The organism is Citrobacter sp. Cpo089, from assembly GCF_030332695.1.
GTDB classification, from domain to species: Bacteria; Pseudomonadota; Gammaproteobacteria; order Enterobacterales; family Enterobacteriaceae; genus Citrobacter; species Citrobacter portucalensis.
The window spans coordinates 19,289-43,083 of record NZ_JAOWHJ010000050.1 but is presented as its reverse complement, the minus strand read 5'-3'; the positions used below and the strand labels follow the sequence as shown (position 1 = coordinate 43,083).

The window sequence follows — 23,795 nt, the reverse complement described above, 5'->3', positions numbered from 1 at the left end:
TCTTTAATAGATGGCGACCACAATGAACGCATTTCTTCTTTCTCAGATGCTGGCTGGCATCAGCTTCTTACTGGATATTTCTGCTTTTCATTTTCAACGCCGGGCTATCACTTTAACGCTGCTCACCAGCTCCACTTCTCTGTTAGCTATCCATTTCTATCTTTTGGATCAACACGCTGCGGCTGGGTTAATGATCATTGCCGCATGCCGCTACGCGACAGCCATCGTCACCTTTCACCGCTGGGTGATGTGGGGATTTATGCTGGGGTCGCTGCTGTGTAGCATTTATCTTTGGCAAAATCTGTCGAGTATATTGCCGCTGATGGGAAGCCTGCTGATGACATTTGCGTCATTTCAAAAACGCAGCGGAAAATTACGGGGATACACCTTGTGTGGCAGCCTGTGTTGGCTGCTGAACAATGTGATTGTTGGCTCGCCAGTTGCCGTAATCATGGAACTGGCATTTTCCGGCAGTATTCTGGCCGCCTGGTGGCGTCACAGCGCGACCAGACGTTGCGGATGCGTATAGATCGTCGCCCTGCCCGGTTTGCAAAAACCCACCAGCGTCAGGTTACAACGTTCGGCAACTTCCACGGCGAGCGTTGTCGCCGCAGAAACAGCAAACAGGATCTCCACACCGCACATCGCCGACTTCTGCACCATCTCATAACTGGCGCGGCTGGAGACTAATACCGCGCCCTGTTGCCAGGTTTCCCCTTCGATTGCACGTCGTCCCAGCAGTTTATCCAACGCAACATGACGTCCAACATCTTCATGCCCGCCCGCCAGATGACCTGACGGTTGTACCCAGGCAGCCGCGTGCGTGCAGCCTGTCAGTTGCCCCACGGGTTGAAAATCCTTGAGATGTCGTAAAGCGTTATCAAGATTCGCCAGATCGAATGTCTGGGTAAACGGCAGCGGCTGGACCGGCTTGCCAATGTCATTGAGCTGCTCCACGCCACAAACGCCGCAACCGGTGCGACCGGCCAGCGCGCGACGACGCTCCTTCAGCCCCATAAAGCGACGGCTGGACAGTTCAACCTGCACTTCCAATCCGTTGCAGGAAGGCACTACGTCCATTCCGTAGATATCCTGCGGGGACTCAATAATGCCTTCAGAAAGTGAAAAACCCATCGCGAAGTGCTCAAGATCTTTCGGGGATGCCATCATCACCACGTGCGAAATCCCGTTGTATACCAGCGCAACAGGCACTTCTTCAGCTACCTCATCAGGCTGAGGATGTTGCAAATCCTCGCGTTTCCAGAGGGTCAACTGGCGAGATCCTGTCGAAGATGTCACATTCTTGATGTTTTCTTGAATAATCTTATTCACTTTCTTTTAACCATATTGGAACACGCATACCAACATTGTGGTATTCTTTACAAATCCCTCCTGGACGGAGGGAAATTCACCCAATTCTGGACCTTTGCGGTCCCGTCCGCAAAGAAAAATAACAACCACTTCCCTCGCGTTCGCGTTACAGAAAAGCGAAGGGAACGTGACAATGTCGAAACAAGGAGCGAACCATGCAGGTCAGCAGAAGGCAGTTCTTTAAGATCTGCGCTGGCGGTATGGCAGGCACCACGGCAGCGGCACTGGGTTTTGCACCCGGCGTAGCGCTCGCGGAAACACGGCAATATAAACTGCTGCGCACCCGCGAAACCCGTAACACCTGCACTTACTGTTCCGTTGGCTGTGGACTGTTAATGTACAGCCTCGGTGACGGCGCAAAAAACGCCAAAGCATCCATCTTCCATATCGAAGGGGACCCGGATCACCCGGTGAACCGTGGCGCGCTGTGCCCGAAAGGGGCAGGACTTGTGGACTTCATCCACTCCGAAAGCCGCCTGAAATTCCCGGAATATCGCGCACCAGGCTCAGATAAGTGGCAACAGATTAGCTGGGATGAGGCATTTGACCGCATCGCTAAGCTGATGAAAGAAGACCGCGACGCTAACTACGTTGCACAAAACGCTGAAGGCGTAACCGTTAACCGCTGGCTTTCCACCGGAATGCTGTGTGCTTCCGCTTCCAGTAACGAAACCGGTTATTTAACGCAAAAATTCTCCCGCGCGCTCGGTATGCTCGCGGTCGACAACCAGGCACGCGTCTGACACGGACCAACGGTAGCAAGTCTTGCTCCAACATTTGGTCGCGGTGCGATGACCAACCACTGGGTCGACATTAAAAACGCCAACCTCGTCGTGGTGATGGGCGGTAACGCCGCTGAAGCTCACCCGGTCGGATTCCGCTGGGCGATGGAAGCCAAAATTCACAACGGTGCGAAGCTGATTGTTATCGATCCACGCTTTACGCGAACCGCTGCGGTGGCTGATTTCTATGCGCCAATTCGTTCCGGTACTGACATTGCTTTCCTGTCAGGCGTTTTGCTGTACCTGCTGAACAACGAAAAATTCAACCGCGAATATACTGAGGCCTATACCAACGCCAGCCTGATCGTGCGTGAGGATTACGGTTTCGAAGATGGCCTGTTCACCGGCTACGACGCGGACAAACGCAAGTATGACAAAACCAGCTGGAACTACGAGCTGGATGAAAAAGGCTTCGCCAAACGCGATGTCACCCTGCAACATCCGCGCTGCGTGTGGAACCTGCTGAAACAGCACGTCTCCCGCTACACGCCGGACGTCGTAGAAAACATCTGCGGGACGCCAAAGGCCGACTTCCTGAAGGTCTGTGAGTACATCGCAGAAACCAGTGCCAAAGATAAAACCGCGTCGTTCCTGTACGCCCTGGGCTGGACGCAACACTCCGTGGGTGCGCAGAACATCCGTACCATGGCGATGATCCAGTTGCTGCTTGGCAACATGGGGATGGCTGGCGGCGGTGTTAACGCCCTGCGCGGTCACTCCAACATTCAGGGCCTGACCGACTTAGGCCTGCTGTCACAAAGCCTGCCAGGCTATATGACGCTGCCAAGCGAGAAACAGACTGACCTGCAAACCTACCTTGCCGCCAACACGCCAAAACCGTTGCTGGAAGGTCAGGTGAACTACTGGGGCAACTACCCGAAATTCTTCGTTTCGATGATGAAAGCCTTCTTTGGCGATAAAGCGACAGCGGAAAACAGCTGGGGCTTCGACTGGCTGCCGAAGTGGGATAAAGGGTACGACGTCCTGCAGTACTTCGAGATGATGAATCAGGGCAAAGTGAATGGCTATATCTGCCAGGGCTTTAACCCGGTCGCGTCATTCCCGAACAAAAACAAAGTTGTGGCTTCACTGTCCAAACTGAAGTTCCTGGTCACTATCGACCCGCTCAACACCGAGACCTCCACCTTCTGGCAGAACCACGGTGAGTCAAACGATGTTGATCCGTCGAAAATCCAGACCGAAGTATTCCGTCTGCCGTCCACCTGCTTCGCTGAAGAGAACGGTTCTATCGTTAACTCCGGTCGCTGGCTGCAGTGGCACTGGAAAGGCGCGGACGCCCCGGGGATTGCCGTTACCGATGGCGAAATCCTCGCCGGTATCTTCCTGCGTCTGCGCAAGATGTATGCCGAGCAAGGTGGCGCGAACCCTGAACAGGTGCTGAGCATGACCTGGAACTACTCCACCCCGCACGAACCGGCTTCGGAAGAAGTGGCGATGGAGAGTAACGGTAAAGCGCTGGCCGACATTACCGACCCGGCAACCGGTGCGGTTATTGTCAAGAAAGGCCAACAGCTTAGCTCGTTCGCCCAACTGCGTGACGATGGCACGACCTCCAGCGGCTGCTGGATTTTTGCCGGTAGCTGGACGCCGGAAGGCAACCAGATGGCACGTCGCGATAACGCCGACCCGTCAGGCCTTGGCAATACGCTGGGCTGGGCATGGGCGTGGCCGCTCAACCGACGTATTCTGTACAACCGCGCCTCTGCTGACCCGCAGGGGAATCCGTGGGATCCAAAACGTCAGATCCTGAAATGGGACGGGGCAAAATGGAGCGGGATGGATATTCCGGACTACAGCGCCGCCGCACCGGGCAGCAACGTTGGGCCGTTCATCATGCAGCCGGAAGGGATGGGACGCCTGTTTGCTATCGATAAGATGGCGGAAGGTCCGTTCCCGGAACACTACGAGCCGTTTGAAACGCCGCTGGGAACTAACCCGCTGCACCCGAACGTTATCTCTAACCCTGCCGCACGTATCTTTAAAGGTGACGCGGAAGCACTGGGTAAAGCAGATAAGTTCCCGTACGTCGGTACAACCTACCGTCTGACCGAGCACTTCCACTACTGGACCAAGCATGCGCTGCTGAATGCCATCGCTCAGCCGGAACAGTTTGTGGAAATTGGCGAGAAGCTGGCGAATAAGCTCGGTATCTCCCACGGCGATACCGTCAAAGTCTCCTCTAATCGCGGCTACATTAAGGCCAAGGCGGTGGTGACCAAACGTATTCGCACGCTGAAGGCTAACGGTAAGGATATCGACACTATCGGTATTCCGATTCACTGGGGCTACGAAGGTGTGGCGAAAAAAGGCTTTATCGCTAACACGTTAACGCCATTCGTCGGTGATGCGAACACGCAGACGCCGGAATTTAAGTCCTTCCTCGTGAACGTGGAAAAGGTGTAACGGAGACGACCTATGGCTTATCAATCGCAAGACATCATTCGTCGTTCCGCCACTAACGGTTTCACCCCCGCGCCTCAGGCGCGGGACCATCAGGAAGAAGTGGCGAAGCTTATCGACGTCACCACCTGTATCGGCTGTAAAGCGTGTCAGGTGGCGTGTTCTGAATGGAACGACATCCGTGATGAAGTGGGCAACAACGTTGGGGTGTACGACAACCCGGCTGATTTGACCGCCAAATCCTGGACGGTGATGCGCTTCTCGGAAGTGGAACAAAACGACAAACTGGAATGGCTTATCCGCAAGGATGGCTGTATGCACTGCGCCGATCCGGGCTGCCTGAAGGCGTGTCCGGCTGAAGGCGCAATCATTCAGTATGCCAACGGTATCGTCGACTTCCAGTCTGAGCAGTGCATCGGCTGTGGCTACTGCATCGCGGGCTGCCCGTTCGACGTTCCGCGCCTCAATCCGGAAGACAACCGCGTCTACAAATGTACGCTGTGCGTTGACCGTGTTGTGGTCGGGCAAGAACCGGCCTGCGTGAAAACCTGCCCAACCGGTGCCATTCATTTCGGCACCAAAGAGTCGATGAAAACCCTGGCAGGCGAACGCGTGGCGGAGCTGAAAACGCGTGGTTACGAAAACGCGGGTCTGTACGATCCGGCGGGTGTTGGCGGTACGCACGTAATGTACGTATTGCACCATGCGGACAAACCGAATCTGTATCACGGCCTGCCAGAGAACCCGGAGATCAGCGCTACCGTTAAGTTCTGGAAAGGCATCTGGAAACCCCTCGCAGCCGTCGGCTTTGCAGCGACATTTGCGGCCAGCATCTTCCACTACGTCGGCGTAGGCCCGAACCGTGCGGAAGAGGAAGAAGACAATCTGCATGAAAAAGACGACGAGGTGCGCAAATGAAACGACGTGACACCATCGTGCGCTACACGGCGCCGGAACGCATCAACCACTGGATCACCGCCTTCTGCTTCATTCTTGCGGCGGTGAGCGGGATGGGCTTTCTCTTCCCGTCTTTTAACTGGCTGATGCACATCATGGGCACTCCACAACTGGCGCGAATTTTGCACCCGTTTGTCGGCGTGATCATGTTTGCCTCGTTTATCATCATGTTTTTCCGTTACTGGCACCACAATCTAATCAATCGGGATGATATCTTTTGGGCGAAGAATATTCGTAAGATTGTCGTCAACGAGGAAGTAGGTGACACGGGACGTTATAACTTCGGCCAGAAATGCGTATTCTGGGCGGCGATTATCTTCCTGGTCCTGTTGCTGGTGAGCGGAGTGGTCATCTGGCGTCCGTATTTTGCGCCTGCTTTCTCAATCCCGGTGATCCGATTCGCGTTAATGCTGCATTCATTTGCCGCAGTAGCGTTAATTGTGGTTATCATGGTGCACATTTACGCCGCCCTTTGGGTGAAAGGCACCATTACCGCGATGGTGGAAGGATGGGTTACCAGTTCATGGGCGAAGAAACATCACCCGCGCTGGTACCGTGAAGTCCGCCAGAAACAGGAAAAGTCATCTGAATGAGTATTCGCATAATCCCGCAAGATGAGCTGGAGAAGAGCGAGAAACGCACGGCGGATATGATTCCGCCGTTATTATTCCCCAGACTCAAAAATTTGTATAACCGCCGCGCTGAGCGCCTGCGCGAGCTGGCCGAGAACAACCCGCTGGGCGACTACCTGCGCTTTGCAGCACTGATCGCCCACGCGCAGGAAGTGGTGTTGTACGACCATCCGCTGCAGATGGATCTGACCGCTCGCATCAAAGAAGCGAACGATCAGGGCAAACCGCCGCTGGATATCCACGTTCTGCCACGCGACAAGCACTGGCAAAAACTACTGCAGTCGTTAATTGCTGAGCTGAAACCAGAAATGAGCGGCCCTGCGCTTGCCGTGATCGAAAATCTGGAAAAAGCCTCAGAGCAGGAGCTGGAGCTGATGGCCAGCGCGCTGTTTGCCTCTGATTTCGCCTCCGTCAGCAGCGATAAAGCACCGTTTATTTGGGCTGCCCTGTCGCTCTACTGGGCGCAGATGGCAAGCCTGATCCCCGGCAAAGCCCGTGCGGAATACGGCGAACAGCGTCAGTACTGCCCGGTGTGTGGTTCAATGCCGGTCTCCAGCATGGTGCAAATCGGCACCACTCAGGGGCTGCGCTATCTGCACTGCAACCTGTGCGAAACCGAGTGGCACGTGGTACGCGTGAAGTGCAGCAACTGCGAGCAAAGCCGTGATTTGAACTACTGGTCGCTGGATAACGAACAGGCGGCAATTAAAGCTGAAGGCTGCGGCGACTGCGGGACTTACCTGAAGATTCTCTATCAGGAAAAAGACCCTAAAGTTGAAGCCGTGGCTGACGATCTCGCTTCACTGATGCTGGACGCGCACATGGAGCAAGAGGGCTTTGCCCGCAGCTCCATCAACCCGTTCCTGTTCCCAGGTGAAGGGGAGTAAGTTTTAAGATCTTCCCCCGGCAATTGAACCAAACTGCCGGGGATTATCTTAGTGCCTGAATGACATGTTTTGGATCATTGGCAATAGCACGTAACAACGCTTTTGCTGGACCGGTCGGTGAACGACGCCCTTGCTCCCAATTTCGCAACGTATCCACGCTTACCGATATCAAATCTGCGAAACGAGTCTGTGATAATCCTGAAGACTGGCGAATTTCCTTTATTTTCATGGCGTCAATATGAAAGGTACGGGAAGGTTGTCGCGTTCCTTCAGCGATCTCATTCATCTGAACCATACTTTGAGTTAATCGCTCAAATAGTGCCTTATCCATTTACCACCTCTCATTCAACATACGCAGCAGCACTTTTTCTTGTGGAGTAAGATCATCCTTGATCCCTTTCTGATAAATCAGCAACAATCGAATTTGTGATTTTCTGATTTGATGAAAGTAAATAATCCTCTTAACTATACGTCAATGGCGTATAGTACATTTTCCTCACAATACCGAATTCAAACAGCAGAAACCAATGACGGTATTTAATCTGCGAGCCGCTTTCCAGAATCATACCTGCCCCCATTTTTCCCATTTTCATTCTTAGTTATCCAGGTTATAAACCTGTATATCTATACAGATAAGGGGATGTAAAAATGGCACTGGAAAGCGGGATTGCACAGCTGGTTGAGGCATTTATCGTGGCGGGACGCCCTTCTTCGCGCGAGCAGAATATTGATGACCGGAGAGCAGGCTATATCGCCAGCACTGCGCTGGCAGGAGAAACTGAAACACGCGTACAGGTTGAAGATATTGAACTCGATGCCATGATGTTTCGCGTAGTTTCGCCGCGGGGCAGCACGGGAAATCTCCCCTGCGTTATCTATTATCACGGTGGCTGCTTTGTCAGCGGCGGATTTGCCACACATGATAACCAGTTAAGGCAACTTGCCTGGTACAGCGGCTGTCGGGTCATTGCGGTGCAGTATCGCCTCGCACCTGAGCACATCTTCCCGGCAGCACATAACGATGCTGAAACCGGGGCCAATATTATCTGGAAGTATGCCCAGAAACTGGGTGTCGACCGCAGCAACATTACGCTGGCTGGCGACAGCGCTGGCGGGCATCTGGCGCTGGTCACCGCACTACGCCTGAAAGCTAGCGGACAATGGCAACCTGCGCAGCTTATGCTGATCTACCCGATGCTGGACGCAACAGCCAGGTTTGCGAGCTATGACCATAATGGACAGGATTACATTATCACCCGCGACACGCTGCTGTCGGGCTACGAGATGTATATTTCGCAAACCGATCCATTGCATCCCGAAGTCAGCCCGCTCTGGCGCGAAGACTTCAACGGCTTACCGACCACGCACATCATTACAGCTGAATTCGATCCACTGCGAGATGAGGGTGAGGCCCTGTATCAAAAGTTCCTGGAGCAAGGCGTGGAGTGCACTTGCCAACGCTATCTTGGTGTTATCCACGGATTTTTCCAGCTAGCAGGGGTGAGTCAAGCGGCACGAAGCGCAATGCGGGATGTTGCCTGGCGGCTAGGTCAGTAAGGTTGTTCATGTTTTCGTCCACGGGTGCTATCTTGTGTGAATAGATAACACAAAGGACAAACCTATGCCCAGAACTACCAGCATTACGATTGGTGAGCATCTCGATCGTTTTATTAACGAAATGATTGAAAGTGGGCGCTATGGTTCCACCAGCGAAGTTGTCCGTTCAGCATTACGTTTACTGGAAGAACAAGAATTGCGAAACAACGCATTACGCGACGCGCTGGAGGATGGGATACACAGCGGCACAAGCGACCTGACTCTACAGGAGGTCGCGCACAGGAAAAAGCGCAGTCTGAATGTATAAACTCTCTAATCAGGCAGTCGAAGACTTTGAATCTATCTATGAATACACCTGGAGAAAATTCGGTTATCAGCAGGCGGATAAATACACGACTGAGATGGAACAGCTTTTTTTACTGTTAGAGAAAAACGCTTTGATGGGACACAACTGTTCTGCGATTAAGGAAGGTACCCGTCAATACAATCATCGACAGCATGCGATTTTTTATCAAAATGCGGATTATGGCATTTTCATAATCCGCATTTTACATCAGCAAATGAACCCAATATTGCATTTCAGCTAGAAGGCCTACTCTTCCTCGTTCCCGCCTTCTTCATATGCGCCAAACGGTTTTGCGGGTAGCACAATGTAGGTGCCTTCAAACACCACGCCCGGCGTGTCATCGCCAAACACCCCAACCTGCATCTGAACGCGCGCCTTGCGACCTCTTGCCAGACGGTCCAGGTCACCGCTCAGCGAGCCCAGATCGGCGATAGCGGTAGGTTTCCCGGTGATCGGCCTGCTGTATCGGATATGTGCGTCGGCAAGGATTATCGTCCCGCCCAGATGACGCTCACGCAGCATCAGCCAGATAAGTCCCCAGCCCGTTAGCGTCGCCAGGGAAAACAGACTCCCGGCAAACAGCGTATGGTGCGGGTTCTGATTGCCCGTCTCGGGCATCGTGGTGATAAATTTCTGCCCGGTATATTGCTGAATGCGCACACCCATTTTCTCACTCAATGGAATATGTTCGTACCAGGCTTGCTGTAGCTGTCCGCACCAGTCCCCGCGATGGAGAATGTCGTCCAGCGTCGCAATAGGCTTAATCATCAAAAAGTGACGCACCGGCGTGGTTTGCGGTGTGGTGATTTCTCCCTGGCTCACAAATCCCAGTTTGGCGAAAAATTCGACCGCATCTTCACGGGCGCTACAGGTTACGCGTTTGACTCCTTCCTGACGCGCCACAGACTCCAGGGTCATCGCCATCAGCGTGCCCAACCCTTTCTCCTGCACGGAAGGGTCAACGGCCATAAAGCGTATGGAGGCTTCGTTATCCGCATTGATATACAGTCGGCCAACTGCGACCAGATTTCCCTCTTCGTCCACCACCATCTGGTGATGCGCCATTGCATCCCAGGCATCCCGTTCTGAGCCTTTAGGCTGGTGCAAAGGTTTACGCAGCATCTCCCAGCGAAACTGGTAGTAACGCTCCAATTCTTCTTCTGTTTGCGGTACTCGAAGGTGATACATAGTCGTATTCTCTCTTGTTGTCCGCGGCCACACCGGTAGCTGGTTCATACTTGTAACCAGAACGTCACGGGGCCATCATTAACCAGTGAAACCTGCATATCCGCAGCGAATCGACCGGTTTGCGTATTCATTTCCTGTTGGCGGCAACGCTCAACAAAGTACTCATACAACGCCTCTGCACGATCGGGCGCAGCCCCTTTTGAAAACCCCGGGCGCATGCCGCGTTCGGTATCTGCCGCCAGCGTGAACTGTGAAACCACCAGCACGCTGCCCCCTGACTGCTGCACGTTAAGGTTCATTTTACCTTCGGCATCGCTAAAGATTCGATAGCCGAGTACGCGCTCGCACAGGCGGTTCGCTTTCTGTTCGTCATCATCCCTTTCGACACCTAACAGGACCAAAAGTCCTGGGCCAATTTCACCCGTCACCTCGCCCTCCACGGTGACGCTGGCACGGGTTACGCGCTGAATTAATGCAATCATGGTTGCTCTGCTTCTTCTTGTTCTGCGGCTTGTTTAAGTTTGCGGTATTCCCCGAGAGTGACAGTTATTTCCGCGCCTAGCAAGACGATACACCAGGTCCAGTATACCCAGACGAATAAAATGGGGATCACCGCCAGGACACCGTAAATGAGCTGATAAGACGGGAACATCGTGATATAGAGCGCAAATCCTTTCTTTCCGGTTTCGAACAACACAGCGGCCACAAAGGCGCCAATAACTGCATCACGGTTGGGTACACGCGTAGTCGGTACGATGCTGTATAGCAGCCAGAACGAGAGCCAGGAAAGCACCAGCGGGAAAATACGCAGGACGTTATCAATCACCGTGTTGAGATCGCTGGCCCAGCGCAATGACAACAGATAAGAGCTGATTGCCAGACTCGCCCCCGCCAACAGCGGCCCCAGCGTTAAAATCATCCAGTAAACGGCGAAAGAGTAAACTTTAGGCCGAGTACGCTTGCTGCGCCAGATAGTATTCAGGGCGTTATCAATGGAATACATCAGTAATAACGCTGTCACAATCAGCCCGCACGCCCCAACGGCCGTCATTTTGTTCGAGTTGGCGACGAACTGTTCGATATAACGCTGAATGACATCTCCCGTCGCCGGGATAAAGTTTGCGAAAATGAAATGACGTAGCTGAACACTGACGTCAGAAAACATCGGAAATGCGGCGAAAAGAGCAAAAACTACGGCAATAAGCGGCACTAATGAGAGCAATGAGACATAGGCAAGATTCCCTGCCAGCGTCGTCATGTTGTCCTCATCAATCCGCTGCCATAGTAGCTTCAGCCAGGCCCGAACAGGACGCGTATGGTGCCTGGCTTGTTGCTGAACATTTTTTAGCATAGCAACTTCGCGAAATAGTCCGGAATGGTCGTTTTATCGACAACCTGGATGCTGGTAATCCCTAACCGATTAGCCCCTTCAATATTATCGGCGTTGTCGTCGAAAAATACCGCCTCATGCGCAGAAAAACCTTCAGACTGCAGGACATGCTGGTAAATCCGCGCTTCCGGTTTACGCATGCCCAGATCCTGGGAAAGGTAAATATGGTCAGCAGCCTGGCGGATTTCGGGGTATTCGTCCGGCCAGAACGTCGTGTGCAGACGGTTAGTATTCGACAAGACGACCACCCGATGCCCCTGCTCACGCAGCTTTTGCATGACGTCGATGACTTCAGGACGCAAGGCAACAAAAACGGCCTGCCAGCCATGGGAGAACTGCTCATAGCTTAACGGTAGCGCCATGTCATGACATATCGCCTCGGCAAAGGCTTCATCCGTTATTTCACCTCGCTCGTGCTGGTGAAAAGCCTCTCCCATGGTGAAACTTTGCTTTAACGAAGCCAGCGGTACACGGCTCAGATCGCTCCAAGTTCCTAACACGCGATTGAAGTCGATATCGACAATCACATTACCCAAATCAAAGATATAGAGCATGCCCTTCTCCTTATTCGCCGTGGATGAATAACTGTAGCGGGAAAGGAGAAGTTTGACTATGCGAGAGTGATGGCTACGAACTTATCGAGCCATCATTGGGGAGAATTACACTGCCAGAGCATCATCCTGTGAAGGACTCACCTGCACAATTTCTACCTGCTGTGACTGGAGTAAATTATGCAGGGCCGGGCCTGGGTACTCATCGGTAAACAGCGCGGTCACCTGAGACACATTGCCAATTTCCACCGCGGCAGAAGCCGTATATTTCGTATGATCCGCAGCCAACAGAATATGCCTTGAATGGGCCATCATCGTCTTCACTACGCTGGCCTCGTTGACATCAAACTCCAGCAGCGCACCATCATTTTCGATCGCGCCAACGCTTGTAACCAGGTAGTCGGCCCGAAAATCAGCGACAAATGCCGAGGCAGAAGGGCCAATGATGCCGCTGTTATGCGGGCGTAACGTTCCCCCCGGCACCATGACTTCAAAACGTGGGTTGTTATACAGAATGTGCGCCACGCGTAGGCTATTGGTAATAATGCGCAAATGATTATGGTTTAACAGCGCGCGTGCTACCTGCTCAACGGTGGTGCCAATGGTAATAAACACCGTTGACCCATCGGGAATGTAATCAGCCACCGCTTCCGCGATGGCTTTTTTCTCTTCCGTCCAGGAGACTTCACGCTGCTCAAACGCCGTATTCACCACGCTGGAAGCTCTGCCCGCGCCACCATGATGACGCGTAATTAATCCCTGCTCACTGAGTTTACGAATATCACGACGCACGGTTTGCGTGGACACGTCCAGCAGGCTGGCCAGCTCGTCGATATTCATATAACCGCGCTCGCTAATCAGCATAAGCAGTTGATCGTGTCGCGGGTTACCGGTCAGTTCGGTAAGACTCATGAAATTTCCTCGAAAAACCATTGCCCTGGCATTTTATACAAAAAGTGACAGAAAAGATCGGGTTTGATCACAGTCAGGGATTCCGGCCCTTCCTCCCGGACGCGTGCATTTTAACGCAGCAACCCCGCTGGCAAACCTGACGGCCTCTTCTGGAGCATCGCCGCCGGCCAGGCTGAATGCGAGTGCACCGTGGAAAACATCTCCAGCTCCCGTAGTATCCACAACGTCGACTTTAAATCCAGATTGATGCTGCAACGTATTATTTTTTATCCAGTCACAGCCTTCACTTCCCCGCGTTACGTAAACATGTCCATTTGTGAGCGTTTTTGCTTGTTTCAGTCCAACTTCAGAATCATTTATCCCGGTTAAACGCACCAGACCAGGTTCAGAGAACGCAGCATGATCGCTTAACGCCACCAGCTCGCTGATATCTTGTGGCGTTACGTCGCCATCCAGTACTGTCATCACTCCCGCCTGACGCGCCAGCGTGAACGCCTTTCTGGCCCCTTCATGCCAGCGAACATCCGCCAACACCACATCCCACTGGGAAAAATCGATCTCATTTAGCCAATCAGCATCCGGCAATAAATCCGGGCTGGGATAGTTAACGATAATCCGCTCCCCTTGCGTATCAACCATAATTGCCGATTGCGAAGACTTCGCCCCTGCGTAGCGCCGGGTGTAACGGGTATTTACCCCCAGGGATTCCAGCTCCGCCAGCAGGCTATTTCCGGTGTCGTCATCGCCCACACGGCCAATAAAGTCCACCTGTGCGCCCAGCTTCGCTGCAGCCACTGCGGCCGTTGCAGCAGGCCCACCGCCCACTTCCGTATAACGCTTCGCCACATACTTACCTCCTTCAGTCGGTAACTCTTCCACGTAATAGATGCGATCCATCACGGCAATACCTACACAAGCAATACGAATCATGGTCATTCCTTAGGCGTTTCAAGATGAGACCATTTTAATTTCACAAAATGTTTAAAAAGTGACGGCTGTCAATTTTTTGACCATAAATTACAAATACGATCAAAAACAGACAAAAACAAACGACCTTAAATGACAAAAAATGACATCCACGTCTCAGGAGAACGTTATGGCAGTTATAGCATTTATCGGATTAGGTCAGATGGGTTCACCCATGGCGAGCAACTTGCTGAAGCAGGGTCACCAACTCAGCGTCTTTGACGTTAACCCGGATGCCGTTCAGCGCCTGGTGGAAAAAGGAGCACAGCCTGCCAGCAACCCGGCTCAGGCAGCAAAAGGGGCAGAATTTGTCATCACCATGCTGCCAAATGGCGATCTGGTGCGTAGCGTACTGTTCGGCGAGCAAGGTATCTGCGAAAGCCTCTCCCCGCAGGCATTAGTGATTGATATGTCGACTATTCACCCACTGCAAACCGACAAGCTGATCGCCGATATGCGTGCCAAAGGCTTCGACATGATGGATTGCCCGGTTGGGCGTACCTCCGATCACGCTATCGCGGGAACGCTGTTGCTGCTGGCAGGCGGAACAGCACAGCAGGTAGAACGCGCCGCACCGGTTCTGATGGCGATGGGTAATGAACTGATCAATGCAGGGGGTCCCGGCATGGGGATCCGCGTGAAACTCATCAACAACTACATGAGTATCGCACTGAACGCTCTTTCTGCCGAAGCAGCCGTGTTGTGCGAGGCACTTGGCCTCTCCTTTGATGTGGCCTTGCAAGTTATGAGCGGTACCCCCGCCGGGAAAGGCCACTTCACTACCTCCTGGCCGAACAAAGTGCTGAAAGGCGATCTTTCCCCGGCATTCATGATCGATTTAGCTCACAAGGATCTTGGCATCGCGCTGGACGTTGCCAACCAACTGCATGTGCCGATGCCGCTCGGTGCTGCCTCCCGCGAAGTCTATAACCAGGCGCGTGCCGCTGGCCGTGGCCGGGAAGACTGGACGGCCATTCTTGAACAGGTTCGCGCATCCGCCGGGCTAAATAAACACACAGATAAGTAAGGACTGAGCAATGACGAAGTACACCCTGAAAGATATCACCCGAGCTTCTGGCGGATTTGCCATGCTGGCGGTCGATCAGCGCGAAGCCATGCGCTTAATGTTTGCCGCAGCGGGTGCAAAATCCCCGGTCAATGACAGCGTGCTGACCGATTTCAAAGTCAATGCGGCGAAGATCCTATCCCCCTATGCCTCCGCCATTCTGGTCGATCAGCAGTTCTGCTACCGCCAGGTTGTAGAGCAAAACGCGGTCGCCAAAAGTTGCGCCATGATTGTGGCCGCTGATGAGTTTATTCCGGGTAACGGAATCCCGGTCGATAGCGTGGTGATTGATAAAAAAATCAACCCGCAGGCCGTGAAGCAAGATGGTGCTAAGGCTCTCAAACTGCTGGTGCTGTGGCGTAGCGATGAAGATGCCCAACAGCGTCTTGATATGGTGAAAGAATTCAATGAGCTATGCCATTCCAATGGCTTGCTGAGCATCATCGAGCCGGTTGTTCGCCCACCGCGTCGTGGCGATAAGTTCGATCGCGAACAGGCCATTATCGATGCCGCAAAAGAACTGGGTGATAGCGGTGCCGATCTCTACAAGGTCGAAATGCCGCTGTACGGCAAAGGTACCCAACAAGAATTGCTTAGCGCCTCTCTGCGCCTGAATGAAAACATCAACATGCCGTGGGTCATTCTCTCCTCTGGTGTAGATGAAAAACTGTTCCCGCGCGCAGTCAGCGTAGCAATGACCGCAGGCGCATCTGGCTTCCTGGCCGGACGTGCGGTCTGGTCATCGGTTGTTGGCCTGCCGGATACCGAACTGATGCTGCGTGATGTTTCCGCACCTAAATTGCAACGCCTGGGCGATATCGTCGACGAAATGATGGCCCGGCGCTAAGAGGATCTAAGAATGAAATGGTTCAACACCCTAAGCCACAACCGTTGGCTGGAGCAAGAAACCGACCGCATCTTTAACTTTGGTAAGAATGCGGCGGTACCCACCGGATTTGGCTGGCTGGGAAACAGTGGTCAGGTCAGAGCAGATATGGGGACACATCTGTGGATCACCGCCCGCATGCTGCACGTCTACTCCGTTGCCGCGTCAATGGGTCGTCCTGGCGCATATCAGCTAGTCGATCATGGCATTAAAGCACTGAATGGCGCGCTGCGCGACACTCGCTACGGCGGTTGGTACGCCTGCGTAAATGACGAAGGCGTTATGGACGCCTCCAAACAGGGCTATCAGCATTTCTTTGTTTTGCTCGGTGCGGCAAGTGCGGTCACCACCGGTCATCCGCAGGCCAGGCAATTGTTGGATGACGCTATCGACGTGATTGAAAAGTACTTCTGGAGTGAAGAAGAGCAGATGTGCCTGGAATCCTGGGACGAAGCTTTCAGCCAGACGGAAGATTACCGCGGCGGTAACGCCAACATGCACGCGGTCGAGGCTTTCCTGATCGTGTATGACGTTACCCATGACCGTAAATGGCTCGATCGCGCACTGCGAATTGCATCGGTGATTATTCACGACGTAGCCCGCAGCGGGGAGTATCGCGTTAACGAACACTTCGATTCACAGTGGAACCCAATCCGCGATTACAACAAGGATAACCCAGCTCACCGTTTCCGCGCTTACGGCGGCACGCCGGGCCACTGGATCGAATGGGGTCGCCTGATGCTGCATCTGCATGCCGCACTGGAAGCCCGCTTCGAAACGCCTCCCGCCTGGCTGCTGGAAGATGCCAAAGGCTTGTTCCACGCCACCATCCGTGATGCCTGGGCACCAGACGGTGCAGATGGTTTTGTCTATTCGGTGGACTGGGATGGTAAACCCATAGTTCGCGAAAGAGTGCGTTGGCCGATAGTCGAAGCCATGGGTACCGCCTATGCCTTGTATACCCTCACCGGCGACAGCCAGTACGAAGCCTGGTACCAGAAGTGGTGGGATTACTGCATCACATATCTGATGGACTACGAGACCGGTTCATGGTGGCAGGAACTGGATACCGATAACAAGGTGACGACCAAAGTCTGGGACGGTAAGCAGGACATTTATCACCTGCTGCACTGCCTGGTGATCCCGCGTCTACCGCTGGCTCCGGGCCTTGCTCCGGCAGTGGCTGCCGGTCTGCTGGATATCAACGCTAAATAAGTAACAAGGTGAGCAGCCATGCATAACGGTGGAAAAACCATTCATCTTCAAGCCGGAAACTTCCAGGCGAAAATCGTCACGGTTGGTGCTGGACTAGCAGAATTGACGCACCGTGGGCGTCACATTGTGATTCCACATAAGCCGGAAGAGATGCCGCTGGCACATTTAGGAAAAGTGCTGGTTCCCTGGCCAAACCGCGTTGCAAATGGCTGCTATAAACATAACGGCAAGACCTTCCAACTTGCCGTTAACGACCCTGTTTCACATACCGCCATCCATGGATTGCTGGCCTGGCGGGACTGGCAGATTAATCAACTGTCGAACACGGAAGTGTCGTTGACGATTTTTCTTCCGCCCTCTTATGGCTATCCCTTTGCGCTGGTTTCAGAGGTGATTTACCGACTGGAGGCAGACAGCGGATTGCACGTCATTATTCGGACACAGAATGTGGGTGACGAAATTGCACCCTATGGCGCGGGAGCACACCCCTACCTGACCTGCAATCAGCACCCTATCGATGACTGTGAATTAACACTCCCAGCGAGTGAAGAAACATGCGATGAACGGGATTTCACAACGCAGCGACGCATTGCGCAGACCACTATCGATCATACGTTCAGGACCATGCCACCTGACGCTGAGTGGGAAGTCAGGATAACCAGTCCATCGCAAAACATGTCCACTTTTTTACGCAGCCACCAGCCCTGGCTACAGGTGTACACCGGCGAAAAATTAGCACGGCGTGGCCTTGCGGTTGAACCGATGACCTGCCCGCCAGACGCCTTTAACTCCGGAATTAGCCTGATTCATCTCGCGCCCGGAGAAACACATCAAATGCATTTTTTAATCGGCAGTGAATAACAGATTTCCGACAAATTACCGAATTACCCTATTTTTACGGAGACGATAATGAATTCGCTACAACAACGGTCAACCGCCTTAGAACTCACATCACTACCTGATGGATTTGCTTTAACGTACCACCAGCGCCTGATTTTACGTCACAGCACAGAAACCCCTTGTCTATGGATCGGCGCTGGCGTTGCCGACATTGACATGTTTCGCGGCAACTTCAGCATCAAAGACAAGCTCAATGAGAAGATTGCTCTGACCGACGCCACGGTTAGCGAGTCACCTGATGGCTGGCTGGTACATTTCAGCCGCGGTAATACCATCAACGCCACGCTGCACATCTCTACCGATGAACAGAGCCGCCTGAAGCTGGACCTGCACAACGATGATCTCAGCCATAACCGCATCTGGCTGCGTCTGGCAGCCAACCCGGACGATCATATTTACGGCTGCGGTGAACAATTCTCTTACTTCGATTTGCGCGGAAAACCCTTCCCACTGTGGACCAGCGAACAGGGCGTGGGCCGTAACAAAAACAGCTATGTCACCTGGCAGGCTGACTGCAAAGAAAATGCCGGCGGAGACTACTACTGGACCTTCTTCCCGCAGCCGACCTTCGTCAGCACACAGAAGTACTACTGCCACGTTGATAACAGTTGCTATATGAATTTCGACTTCAGCGCACCGGAGTATCACGAGCTGGCGCTGTGGGAAGACAAAACCACCCTGCGCTTTGAGTGCGCCGACACGTATATTTCCCTGCTGGAAAAACTGACCGCGCTGTTAGGTCGCCAGCCGGAGCTGCCGGACTGGATTTACGACGGCGTCACGCTCGGTATTCAGGGCGGTACTGAGATTTGCCAGAACAAACTGGACACCATGCGTAACGCAGGCGTGAAAGTAAACGGCATCTGGGCGCAGGATTGGTCCGGGATCCGCATGACCTCCTTTGGCAAGCGCGTGATGTGGAACTGGAAGTGGAACAGCGACAACTATCCGCAGTTGGATAACCGTATTAAGCAGTGGAAAGAAGAAGGCGTGCAGTTTCTCTCCTACATCAACCCATACGTCGCCAGCGATAAAGATCTCTGTGCCGAAGCTGCCGCTCGCGGTTATCTGGCGAAAGATGCCTCAGGCGCTGACTATTTGGTTGAGTTCGGCGAGTTTTACGGCGGTGTGGTCGATCTGACCAACCCCGAAGCCTACAACTGGTTCAAAGAAGTCATCAAAAAGAACATGATTGAGCTGGGCTGCGGCGGTTGGATGGCCGACTTTGGCGAATATCTGCCAACCGATACGTATCTGCACAACGGCGTCAGCGCTGAAATTATGCATAACGCCTGGCCCGCACTGTGGGCGAAATGCAACTACGAAGCGTTACAGGAGACCGGCAAACTCGGCGAGATCCTGTTCTTTATGCGTGCGGGCTACACCGGCAGCCAGAAGTACTCCACCATGATGTGGGCAGGCGATCAGAACGTTGACTGGAGCCTCGACGACGGTCTGGCTTCCGTCGTTCCTGCGGCGCTGTCGCTGGCGATGACCGGTCACGGTCTGCACCACAGCGATATCGGCGGCTACACCACCCTGTTTGACATGAAACGCAGCAAAGAACTGCTGCTGCGCTGGTGTGACTTCAGCGCCTTCACGCCGATGATGCGCACCCACGAAGGTAACCGCCCTGGCGATAACTGGCAGTTTGATGGTGATGCTGAAACCATCGCCCACTTTGCCCGTATGACCACCGTCTTTACCACCCTGAAACCGTATCTAAAACAGGCTGTCGCGCAAAACAGCGCTATCGGTCTGCCGGTGATGCGCCCGCTGTTCCTGCATTACGAAGACGATGCTCGGACCTATACCCTGAAATATCAGTATCTGCTGGGACAAGATTTGCTGGTCGCGCCGGTTCACGAACAGGGCCAGCAAAACTGGACGCTGTATCTGCCAGAGGATAGCTGGGTAAACGTCTGGACTGGGGAAACTTACCAGGGCGGTGAAATTACCGTAGATGCGCCTATCGGCAAGCCTCCGGTGTTTTATCGCGCGAAGAGTGAATGGGCGTCACTGTTTGCCACCTTACGCAATATCTAACACGGCTCGCCCGCGGGGAAACTCGCGGGCACATGGAGAATAATAATGAGTCAGACTTCCTCTAATCCGGCAACCCTACGCTTGCCGTTCAAAGAAAAACTCGCCTATGGGATGGGTGATTTAGGCTCCAATATCCTGTTGGACATTGGTACCCTCTATTTACTCAAGTTTTATACCGATGTCCTTGGTTTACCAGGAACTTATGGCGGCATCATTTTCCTTATCGCCAAATTTTTTACCGCGTTTACCGATATGGGCACCGGGATTATGCTCGATTCCCGCCGCAAAATCGGCCCGAAAGGGAAATTCCGTCCGTTCGTTCTTTACGCCGCATTTCCAGTTACGTTGCTGGCGATTGCCAACTTTGTCGGTACACCGTTTGAAGTAACCGGTAAAACGGTGATGGCAACGGTGCTGTTTATGCTGTACGGACTGTTCTTCAGCATGATGAACTGCTCCTATGGTGCAATGGTTCCCGCGATTACGAAAAATCCGGACGAGCGCGCTTCACTGGCAGCCTGGCGACAAGGGGGCGCAACCTTAGGTTTGTTGCTATGTACAGTCGGCTTTGTACCGGTAATGAACTTGATCGAAGGCAATTCACAGCTGGGTTATATCTTCGCCGCCACGTTGTTCTCGCTGTTTGGCCTGCTGTTTATGTGGCTGTGCTATGCCGGGGTAAAAGAACGCTACGTGGAAGTGAAACCCGTGGATGCCGCGCAAAAACCGGGATTATTGCAATCCTTCCGCGCCATCGCCGGTAACCGCCCTCTGTTTATTCTGTGCGTTGCCAACCTTTGTACGCTTGGCGCATTTAACGTTAAGTTGGCAATTCAGGTCTATTACACCCAGTACGTACTGAATGACCCAATTCTCCTTTCCTGGATGGGCTTTTTCAGCATGGGCTGTATCTTCATCGGCGTCTTCTTGATGCCAGGAATGGTTAGACGTTTCGGCAAGAAAAAAGTCTACATTGGCGGTTTGCTAATTTGGGTCGCGGGGGATTTGCTTAACTACTTCTTTGGTGGCGGTTCCGTCAGCTTTGTCGCCTTCTCCTGCTTGGCGTTCTTCGGCTCAGCATTCGTTAACAGCCTGAACTGGGCGCTGGTCTCCGATACGGTGGAATATGGCGAATGGCGAACCGGCGTACGCTCTGAAGGCACGGTATACACCGGTTTCACCTTCTTTCGTAAAGTTTCACAAGCGCTGGCGGGATTCTTCCCCGGCTGGATGCTGACGCAAATCGGCTACATTCCCAACGTGGTGCAATCAGCAAGTACGGTCGAAGGTTTGCGTCAGTTGATCTTTATTTATCCCTGCGCTTTAGCGGTGATCACCATTGTGGCTATGGGCTGTTTCTACAACCTTAACGAGAAGATGTATGTCCGCATCGTTGAAGAGATAGAAGCGCGTAAACAACCCGTTTGATAATAATAATTAATAGCGCTCTACGGGGCGCTATTGAGGAGCGATTATGTCTTTTCATGATCCGCTAACACTAAAACTGAGCCTGCGTGAAAAATTCGCCTACGGAGTGGGTGACTTCGGCTCAAATTTGATGCTGTGTATCGGCACACTGTATCTGCTTAAATTTTATACCGATGAACTAGGGATGCCGGCGTATTACGGTGGGATTATCTTTCTGGTGGCGAAGTTCTTCACCGCCTTCACTGATATGTTGACCGGTGTATTGCTGGACTCAAGGCGTAATATTGGCGCAAAAGGTAAATTCAGACCTTTTATTTTGTATGCGTCATTTCCTGTCGCAGTTGTTGCCAGCGCGCAGTTTTTGGCGACAGATTTTACGCTAACGGTAAAAACTGGGCTGGCGACGGTATTGTTTATGCTATTCGGTCTGTTCTATAGCCTGATGAACTGCTCCTACGGCGCGATGGTGCCTGCGATCACTAAAAACCCGCATGAACGCGCTCAGCTCGCCGCCTGGCGTCAGGGCGGCGCTACCGTTGGTCTGTTACTGTGCACCGTTGGCTTTATGCCGATTCAAGCGCTATTTGTCAGTTCATCCTCGCTGGGTTATCTGATCGCCGCACTGATCTTTTCAGTCTGCGGGCTGTTCAGCATGTGGTGGTGTTTCAGCGGAGTGAAGGAACGCTACATTGAAATCGTGCCGGATCACCATAAGCCCAGCATTCTCAAATCGTTCTGTGCCATTTTCCGTAACCCTCCCCTGCTGGTGCTGTGTGTCGCCAACTTATGCACGCTAGCGGCATTCAACATCAAGCTGGCAATCCAGGTGTACTACACCCAGTACGTGCTCAATGATATTCATCTGCTGTCGTGGATGGGGTTCTTCAGCATGGGATGCATTCTGGTTGGGGTGCTGCTGGTTCCCGCTGCGGTGAAACGCTTCGGTAAAAAGCAGGTTTACCTCGGCGGTCTGGCATTATGGGCTATCGGCGATGTACTGAACTTTTTCTGGGGCAGCACATCATTTTTGTTCGTGACATTCTCCTGTATGGCCTTCTTCGGAACCGCTTTTGTTAACAGCCTGAACTGGGCGCTGGTTCCGGATACGGTCGATTATGGCGAATGGAAAACAGGGATCCGCGCGGAAGGTTCGGTGTATACGGGTTATACCTTTTCGCGCAAAATTTCCGCTGCGCTCGCTGGTTTCCTGCCGGGCATCATGCTGACGCAAATCGGTTATATCCCCAACATAACCCAAAGTAATGCAACTTTGCTCGGCCTGCGTCAGCTTATTTTCCTCTGGCCTTGTGGGCTGGCCATTATCGCTGCATTCACAATGGGTTTATTTTATAAGCTCAACGAAACTCGCTTTGCTTTTATTATTGAGGAAATCAGCCAACGGAAGAAAAACAATGTTCTATCGGATCCTGTTACCACTAAAAATAATACCTCTGCTGTAAACGTATAAAAATAATAGCCGCCTATTCCATCTTAATGGATGGCGGCCTCCCTACGCTTAAAAAATGGATTTATTATGAAAAAGTTAACAACAATAATTCTCTTATCTTCGGTTGCTTCTACCTCTGTTTTTGCGGGTGCCTATGTCGAGAACCGCGAGGCATATAATCTGGCGTCAGATCAGATAGAAGTGATGATGCGCGTTGGCTATAACTCCGATATGGGCGCGGGTATCATGCTCACCAACACCTACACCATGCAACGCAAGGATGAGTTAAAACACGGCTATAATGAAATAGAGGGCTGGTATCCGTTATTTAAACCGACAGATAAATTAACTATCCAGCCAGGTGGGTTGATAAATGATAAGAGTGCGGGTTCCGGTGGTGCGGCTTATCTGGATGTTAACTATAAATTTACCCCATGGTTTAATCTTACCGTGCGTAACCGATATAACCATAATAACTACAGCTCAACCGATCTAAACGGTGACCAGGACAATAATGATACCTATGAAATAGGCAACTACTGGAATTTTACTATCACCGATAAATTTTCCTATACCTTTGAGCCGCACTATTTTATTCGAGTGAATGACTTCAATAGCAGTAACGGAAAAGATCATCACTGGGAGATTACGAATACCTTCAAGTATCGTATCAATGAACACTGGTTACCCTACCTGGAACTACGCTGGTTAGACCGCAATGTAGAACCTTATCACCGCGAACAAAATCAAATTCGTGTCGGGGCTAAGTATTTCTTCTAATTCTTCCGGGATAAAAAAAGCCGCTGATAATCAGCGGCTTTTTTGTGCTTACCTGAAAAAGAGTGTT

General features: G+C 52.5%; 24 protein-coding genes and 1 pseudogene. 16 read left to right on the top strand and 9 right to left on the bottom strand.

What is annotated here, in order from left to right; translation table 11 throughout:
* Positions 1–22 precede the first annotated feature (22 nt).
* Positions 23–529, top strand: a complete 507-nt coding sequence (locus OGX92_RS09060) for a YgjV family protein (protein WP_032945569.1) — start codon at positions 23–25, stop codon at positions 527–529.
* Here the strand turns inward: OGX92_RS09060 and fdhD are convergent.
* Complete coding sequence (fdhD, locus tag OGX92_RS09055; protein WP_284962601.1) at positions 496–1,332, bottom strand: formate dehydrogenase accessory sulfurtransferase FdhD; 837 nt, start codon at positions 1,330–1,332, stop codon at positions 496–498. The genes OGX92_RS09060 and fdhD overlap by 34 nt on opposite strands.
* A 194-nt stretch (positions 1,333–1,526) precedes the next feature.
* Between fdhD and fdnG the strand changes: the two genes are divergently transcribed.
* Genes fdnG through fdhE form a run of 4 tightly spaced genes read left to right on the top strand, consistent with a single transcriptional unit; the run spans position 1,527 to position 7,050 of the window.
* Positions 1,527–4,577, top strand: coding sequence for a formate dehydrogenase-N subunit alpha (fdnG, locus tag OGX92_RS09050; RefSeq protein ID WP_100193805.1), 3,051 nt, complete (start codon positions 1,527–1,529; stop codon positions 4,575–4,577).
* Between the two features lie 12 nt (positions 4,578–4,589).
* The gene (gene fdoH, locus OGX92_RS09045; RefSeq protein WP_003825273.1) at positions 4,590–5,492 is read left to right on the top strand and encodes a formate dehydrogenase O subunit beta; all 903 of its coding nucleotides are present in this window, start codon (positions 4,590–4,592) and stop codon (positions 5,490–5,492) included.
* The gene (gene fdoI, locus OGX92_RS09040) at positions 5,489–6,124 is read left to right on the top strand and encodes a formate dehydrogenase cytochrome b556 subunit (RefSeq protein WP_164563263.1); all 636 of its coding nucleotides are present in this window, start codon (positions 5,489–5,491) and stop codon (positions 6,122–6,124) included. The genes fdoH and fdoI overlap by 4 nt, the downstream gene beginning before the upstream one ends.
* Positions 6,121–7,050: a formate dehydrogenase accessory protein FdhE gene (fdhE, locus tag OGX92_RS09035; RefSeq protein WP_286586454.1), complete on the top strand. Its 930-nt coding sequence runs from the start codon at positions 6,121–6,123 to the stop codon at positions 7,048–7,050. Before fdoI ends, fdhE begins: the two co-directional genes overlap by 4 nt.
* Before the next feature lie 43 nt (positions 7,051–7,093).
* Here fdhE and nadS read toward each other — a convergent pair whose 3' ends face one another.
* Together nadS and OGX92_RS09025 are read right to left on the bottom strand one after the other, a co-directional pair.
* On the bottom strand, positions 7,094–7,381 hold the full coding sequence (nadS, locus tag OGX92_RS09030; RefSeq protein WP_038635893.1) for a NadS family protein: 288 nt from the start codon (positions 7,379–7,381) through the stop codon (positions 7,094–7,096).
* Positions 7,382–7,510 (bottom strand): annotated as a pseudogene (locus tag OGX92_RS09025) (type II toxin-antitoxin system RelE/ParE family toxin); the annotation flags it as partial.
* A gap of 188 nt (positions 7,511–7,698) precedes the next feature.
* Between OGX92_RS09025 and OGX92_RS09020 the strand changes: the two are divergent.
* The 3 genes from OGX92_RS09020 (at position 7,699) to OGX92_RS09010 (ending at position 9,194) form a co-directional block, all read left to right on the top strand.
* Positions 7,699–8,607 (top strand): alpha/beta hydrolase, encoded by a 909-nt coding sequence (locus tag OGX92_RS09020; RefSeq protein WP_284962603.1) that lies wholly within the window; start codon positions 7,699–7,701, stop codon positions 8,605–8,607.
* A 64-nt stretch (positions 8,608–8,671) separates the two neighbouring features.
* Complete coding sequence (locus tag OGX92_RS09015) at positions 8,672–8,914, top strand: type II toxin-antitoxin system ParD family antitoxin (protein ID WP_003825282.1); 243 nt, start codon at positions 8,672–8,674, stop codon at positions 8,912–8,914.
* Positions 8,907–9,194 (top strand): type II toxin-antitoxin system RelE/ParE family toxin, encoded by a 288-nt coding sequence (locus tag OGX92_RS09010; protein ID WP_003825284.1) that lies wholly within the window; start codon positions 8,907–8,909, stop codon positions 9,192–9,194. Before OGX92_RS09015 ends, OGX92_RS09010 begins: the two co-directional genes overlap by 8 nt.
* A gap of 5 nt (positions 9,195–9,199) precedes the next feature.
* Here the strand turns inward: OGX92_RS09010 and fabY are convergent, their stop codons facing one another.
* The 6 genes from fabY to OGX92_RS08980 form a co-directional block, all read right to left on the bottom strand.
* On the bottom strand, positions 9,200–10,141 hold the full coding sequence (gene fabY, locus OGX92_RS09005) for a fatty acid biosynthesis protein FabY (RefSeq protein ID WP_003825286.1): 942 nt from the start codon (positions 10,139–10,141) through the stop codon (positions 9,200–9,202).
* 44 nt (positions 10,142–10,185) lie between these two features.
* On the bottom strand, positions 10,186–10,623 hold the full coding sequence (gene dtd / locus OGX92_RS09000; protein ID WP_003825289.1) for a D-aminoacyl-tRNA deacylase: 438 nt from the start codon (positions 10,621–10,623) through the stop codon (positions 10,186–10,188).
* Entirely contained in the window at positions 10,620–11,492 is an 873-nt protein-coding gene (locus OGX92_RS08995; RefSeq protein ID WP_008786998.1) for a virulence factor BrkB family protein, read from the bottom strand. The genes dtd and OGX92_RS08995 overlap by 4 nt, the downstream gene beginning before the upstream one ends.
* The gene (gene yihX / locus OGX92_RS08990) at positions 11,486–12,085 is read right to left on the bottom strand and encodes a glucose-1-phosphatase (protein WP_003825293.1); all 600 of its coding nucleotides are present in this window, start codon (positions 12,083–12,085) and stop codon (positions 11,486–11,488) included. Before yihX ends, OGX92_RS08995 begins: the two co-directional genes overlap by 7 nt.
* 105 nt (positions 12,086–12,190) lie before the next feature.
* Complete coding sequence (locus tag OGX92_RS08985; RefSeq protein WP_003825295.1) at positions 12,191–12,994, bottom strand: DeoR/GlpR family DNA-binding transcription regulator; 804 nt, start codon at positions 12,992–12,994, stop codon at positions 12,191–12,193.
* A gap of 33 nt (positions 12,995–13,027) precedes the next feature.
* Complete coding sequence (locus tag OGX92_RS08980) at positions 13,028–13,924, bottom strand: sugar kinase (RefSeq protein WP_148362611.1); 897 nt, start codon at positions 13,922–13,924, stop codon at positions 13,028–13,030.
* Between the two features lie 166 nt (positions 13,925–14,090).
* Between OGX92_RS08980 and yihU the strand changes: the two genes are divergently transcribed.
* The 8 genes from yihU (at position 14,091) to ompL (ending at position 23,728) form a co-directional block, all read left to right on the top strand.
* Entirely contained in the window at positions 14,091–14,987 is an 897-nt protein-coding gene (yihU, locus tag OGX92_RS08975) for a sulfolactaldehyde 3-reductase (protein WP_048227546.1), read from the top strand.
* Positions 14,988–14,997: 10 nt separating this feature from the next.
* Positions 14,998–15,873, top strand: coding sequence for a sulfofructosephosphate aldolase (yihT, locus tag OGX92_RS08970; protein ID WP_003825301.1), 876 nt, complete (start codon positions 14,998–15,000; stop codon positions 15,871–15,873).
* A 12-nt stretch (positions 15,874–15,885) separates the two neighbouring features.
* Entirely contained in the window at positions 15,886–17,127 is a 1,242-nt protein-coding gene (gene yihS, locus OGX92_RS08965) for a sulfoquinovose isomerase (RefSeq protein ID WP_126957459.1), read from the top strand.
* A gap of 18 nt (positions 17,128–17,145) precedes the next feature.
* On the top strand, positions 17,146–17,988 hold the full coding sequence (locus OGX92_RS08960) for an aldose-1-epimerase (RefSeq protein ID WP_267391481.1): 843 nt from the start codon (positions 17,146–17,148) through the stop codon (positions 17,986–17,988).
* A gap of 48 nt (positions 17,989–18,036) precedes the next feature.
* On the top strand, positions 18,037–20,073 hold the full coding sequence (locus tag OGX92_RS08955) for an alpha-glucosidase (protein ID WP_267391483.1): 2,037 nt from the start codon (positions 18,037–18,039) through the stop codon (positions 20,071–20,073).
* A gap of 45 nt (positions 20,074–20,118) precedes the next feature.
* Positions 20,119–21,501 (top strand): MFS transporter, encoded by a 1,383-nt coding sequence (locus tag OGX92_RS08950; protein ID WP_267391485.1) that lies wholly within the window; start codon positions 20,119–20,121, stop codon positions 21,499–21,501.
* 46 nt (positions 21,502–21,547) lie between these two features.
* Positions 21,548–22,969 carry an MFS transporter gene (locus tag OGX92_RS08945; protein ID WP_286586449.1) on the top strand — a complete coding sequence of 474 codons (1,422 nt, stop codon included), beginning with the start codon at positions 21,548–21,550 and terminating at the stop codon, positions 22,967–22,969.
* A gap of 66 nt (positions 22,970–23,035) precedes the next feature.
* The gene (gene ompL / locus OGX92_RS08940; protein ID WP_003825311.1) at positions 23,036–23,728 is read left to right on the top strand and encodes a porin OmpL; all 693 of its coding nucleotides are present in this window, start codon (positions 23,036–23,038) and stop codon (positions 23,726–23,728) included.
* Positions 23,729–23,795 lie beyond the last annotated feature (67 nt).

Coding starts and splice junctions, on each gene's coding strand:
- OGX92_RS09060 (WP_032945569.1), top strand. CDS start 23: ATGAACGCATTTCTTCTTTCTCAGATGCTGGCTGGCATCAGCTTCTTA.
- fdoH (WP_003825273.1), top strand. CDS start 4,590: ATGGCTTATCAATCGCAAGACATCATTCGTCGTTCCGCCACTAACGGT.
- fdoI (WP_164563263.1), top strand. CDS start 5,489: ATGAAACGACGTGACACCATCGTGCGCTACACGGCGCCGGAACGCATC.
- fdhE (WP_286586454.1), top strand. CDS start 6,121: ATGAGTATTCGCATAATCCCGCAAGATGAGCTGGAGAAGAGCGAGAAA.
- nadS (WP_038635893.1), bottom strand. CDS start 7,381: ATGGATAAGGCACTATTTGAGCGATTAACTCAAAGTATGGTTCAGATG.
- OGX92_RS09020 (WP_284962603.1), top strand. CDS start 7,699: ATGGCACTGGAAAGCGGGATTGCACAGCTGGTTGAGGCATTTATCGTG.
- OGX92_RS09015 (WP_003825282.1), top strand. CDS start 8,672: ATGCCCAGAACTACCAGCATTACGATTGGTGAGCATCTCGATCGTTTT.
- OGX92_RS09010 (WP_003825284.1), top strand. CDS start 8,907: ATGTATAAACTCTCTAATCAGGCAGTCGAAGACTTTGAATCTATCTAT.
- fabY (WP_003825286.1), bottom strand. CDS start 10,141: ATGTATCACCTTCGAGTACCGCAAACAGAAGAAGAATTGGAGCGTTAC.
- dtd (WP_003825289.1), bottom strand. CDS start 10,623: ATGATTGCATTAATTCAGCGCGTAACCCGTGCCAGCGTCACCGTGGAG.
- OGX92_RS08995 (WP_008786998.1), bottom strand. CDS start 11,492: ATGCTAAAAAATGTTCAGCAACAAGCCAGGCACCATACGCGTCCTGTT.
- yihX (WP_003825293.1), bottom strand. CDS start 12,085: ATGCTCTATATCTTTGATTTGGGTAATGTGATTGTCGATATCGACTTC.
- OGX92_RS08985 (WP_003825295.1), bottom strand. CDS start 12,994: ATGAGTCTTACCGAACTGACCGGTAACCCGCGACACGATCAACTGCTT.
- OGX92_RS08980 (WP_148362611.1), bottom strand. CDS start 13,924: ATGATTCGTATTGCTTGTGTAGGTATTGCCGTGATGGATCGCATCTAT.
- yihU (WP_048227546.1), top strand. CDS start 14,091: ATGGCAGTTATAGCATTTATCGGATTAGGTCAGATGGGTTCACCCATG.
- yihT (WP_003825301.1), top strand. CDS start 14,998: ATGACGAAGTACACCCTGAAAGATATCACCCGAGCTTCTGGCGGATTT.
- yihS (WP_126957459.1), top strand. CDS start 15,886: ATGAAATGGTTCAACACCCTAAGCCACAACCGTTGGCTGGAGCAAGAA.
- OGX92_RS08960 (WP_267391481.1), top strand. CDS start 17,146: ATGCATAACGGTGGAAAAACCATTCATCTTCAAGCCGGAAACTTCCAG.
- OGX92_RS08955 (WP_267391483.1), top strand. CDS start 18,037: ATGAATTCGCTACAACAACGGTCAACCGCCTTAGAACTCACATCACTA.
- OGX92_RS08950 (WP_267391485.1), top strand. CDS start 20,119: ATGAGTCAGACTTCCTCTAATCCGGCAACCCTACGCTTGCCGTTCAAA.
- OGX92_RS08945 (WP_286586449.1), top strand. CDS start 21,548: ATGTCTTTTCATGATCCGCTAACACTAAAACTGAGCCTGCGTGAAAAA.
- ompL (WP_003825311.1), top strand. CDS start 23,036: ATGAAAAAGTTAACAACAATAATTCTCTTATCTTCGGTTGCTTCTACC.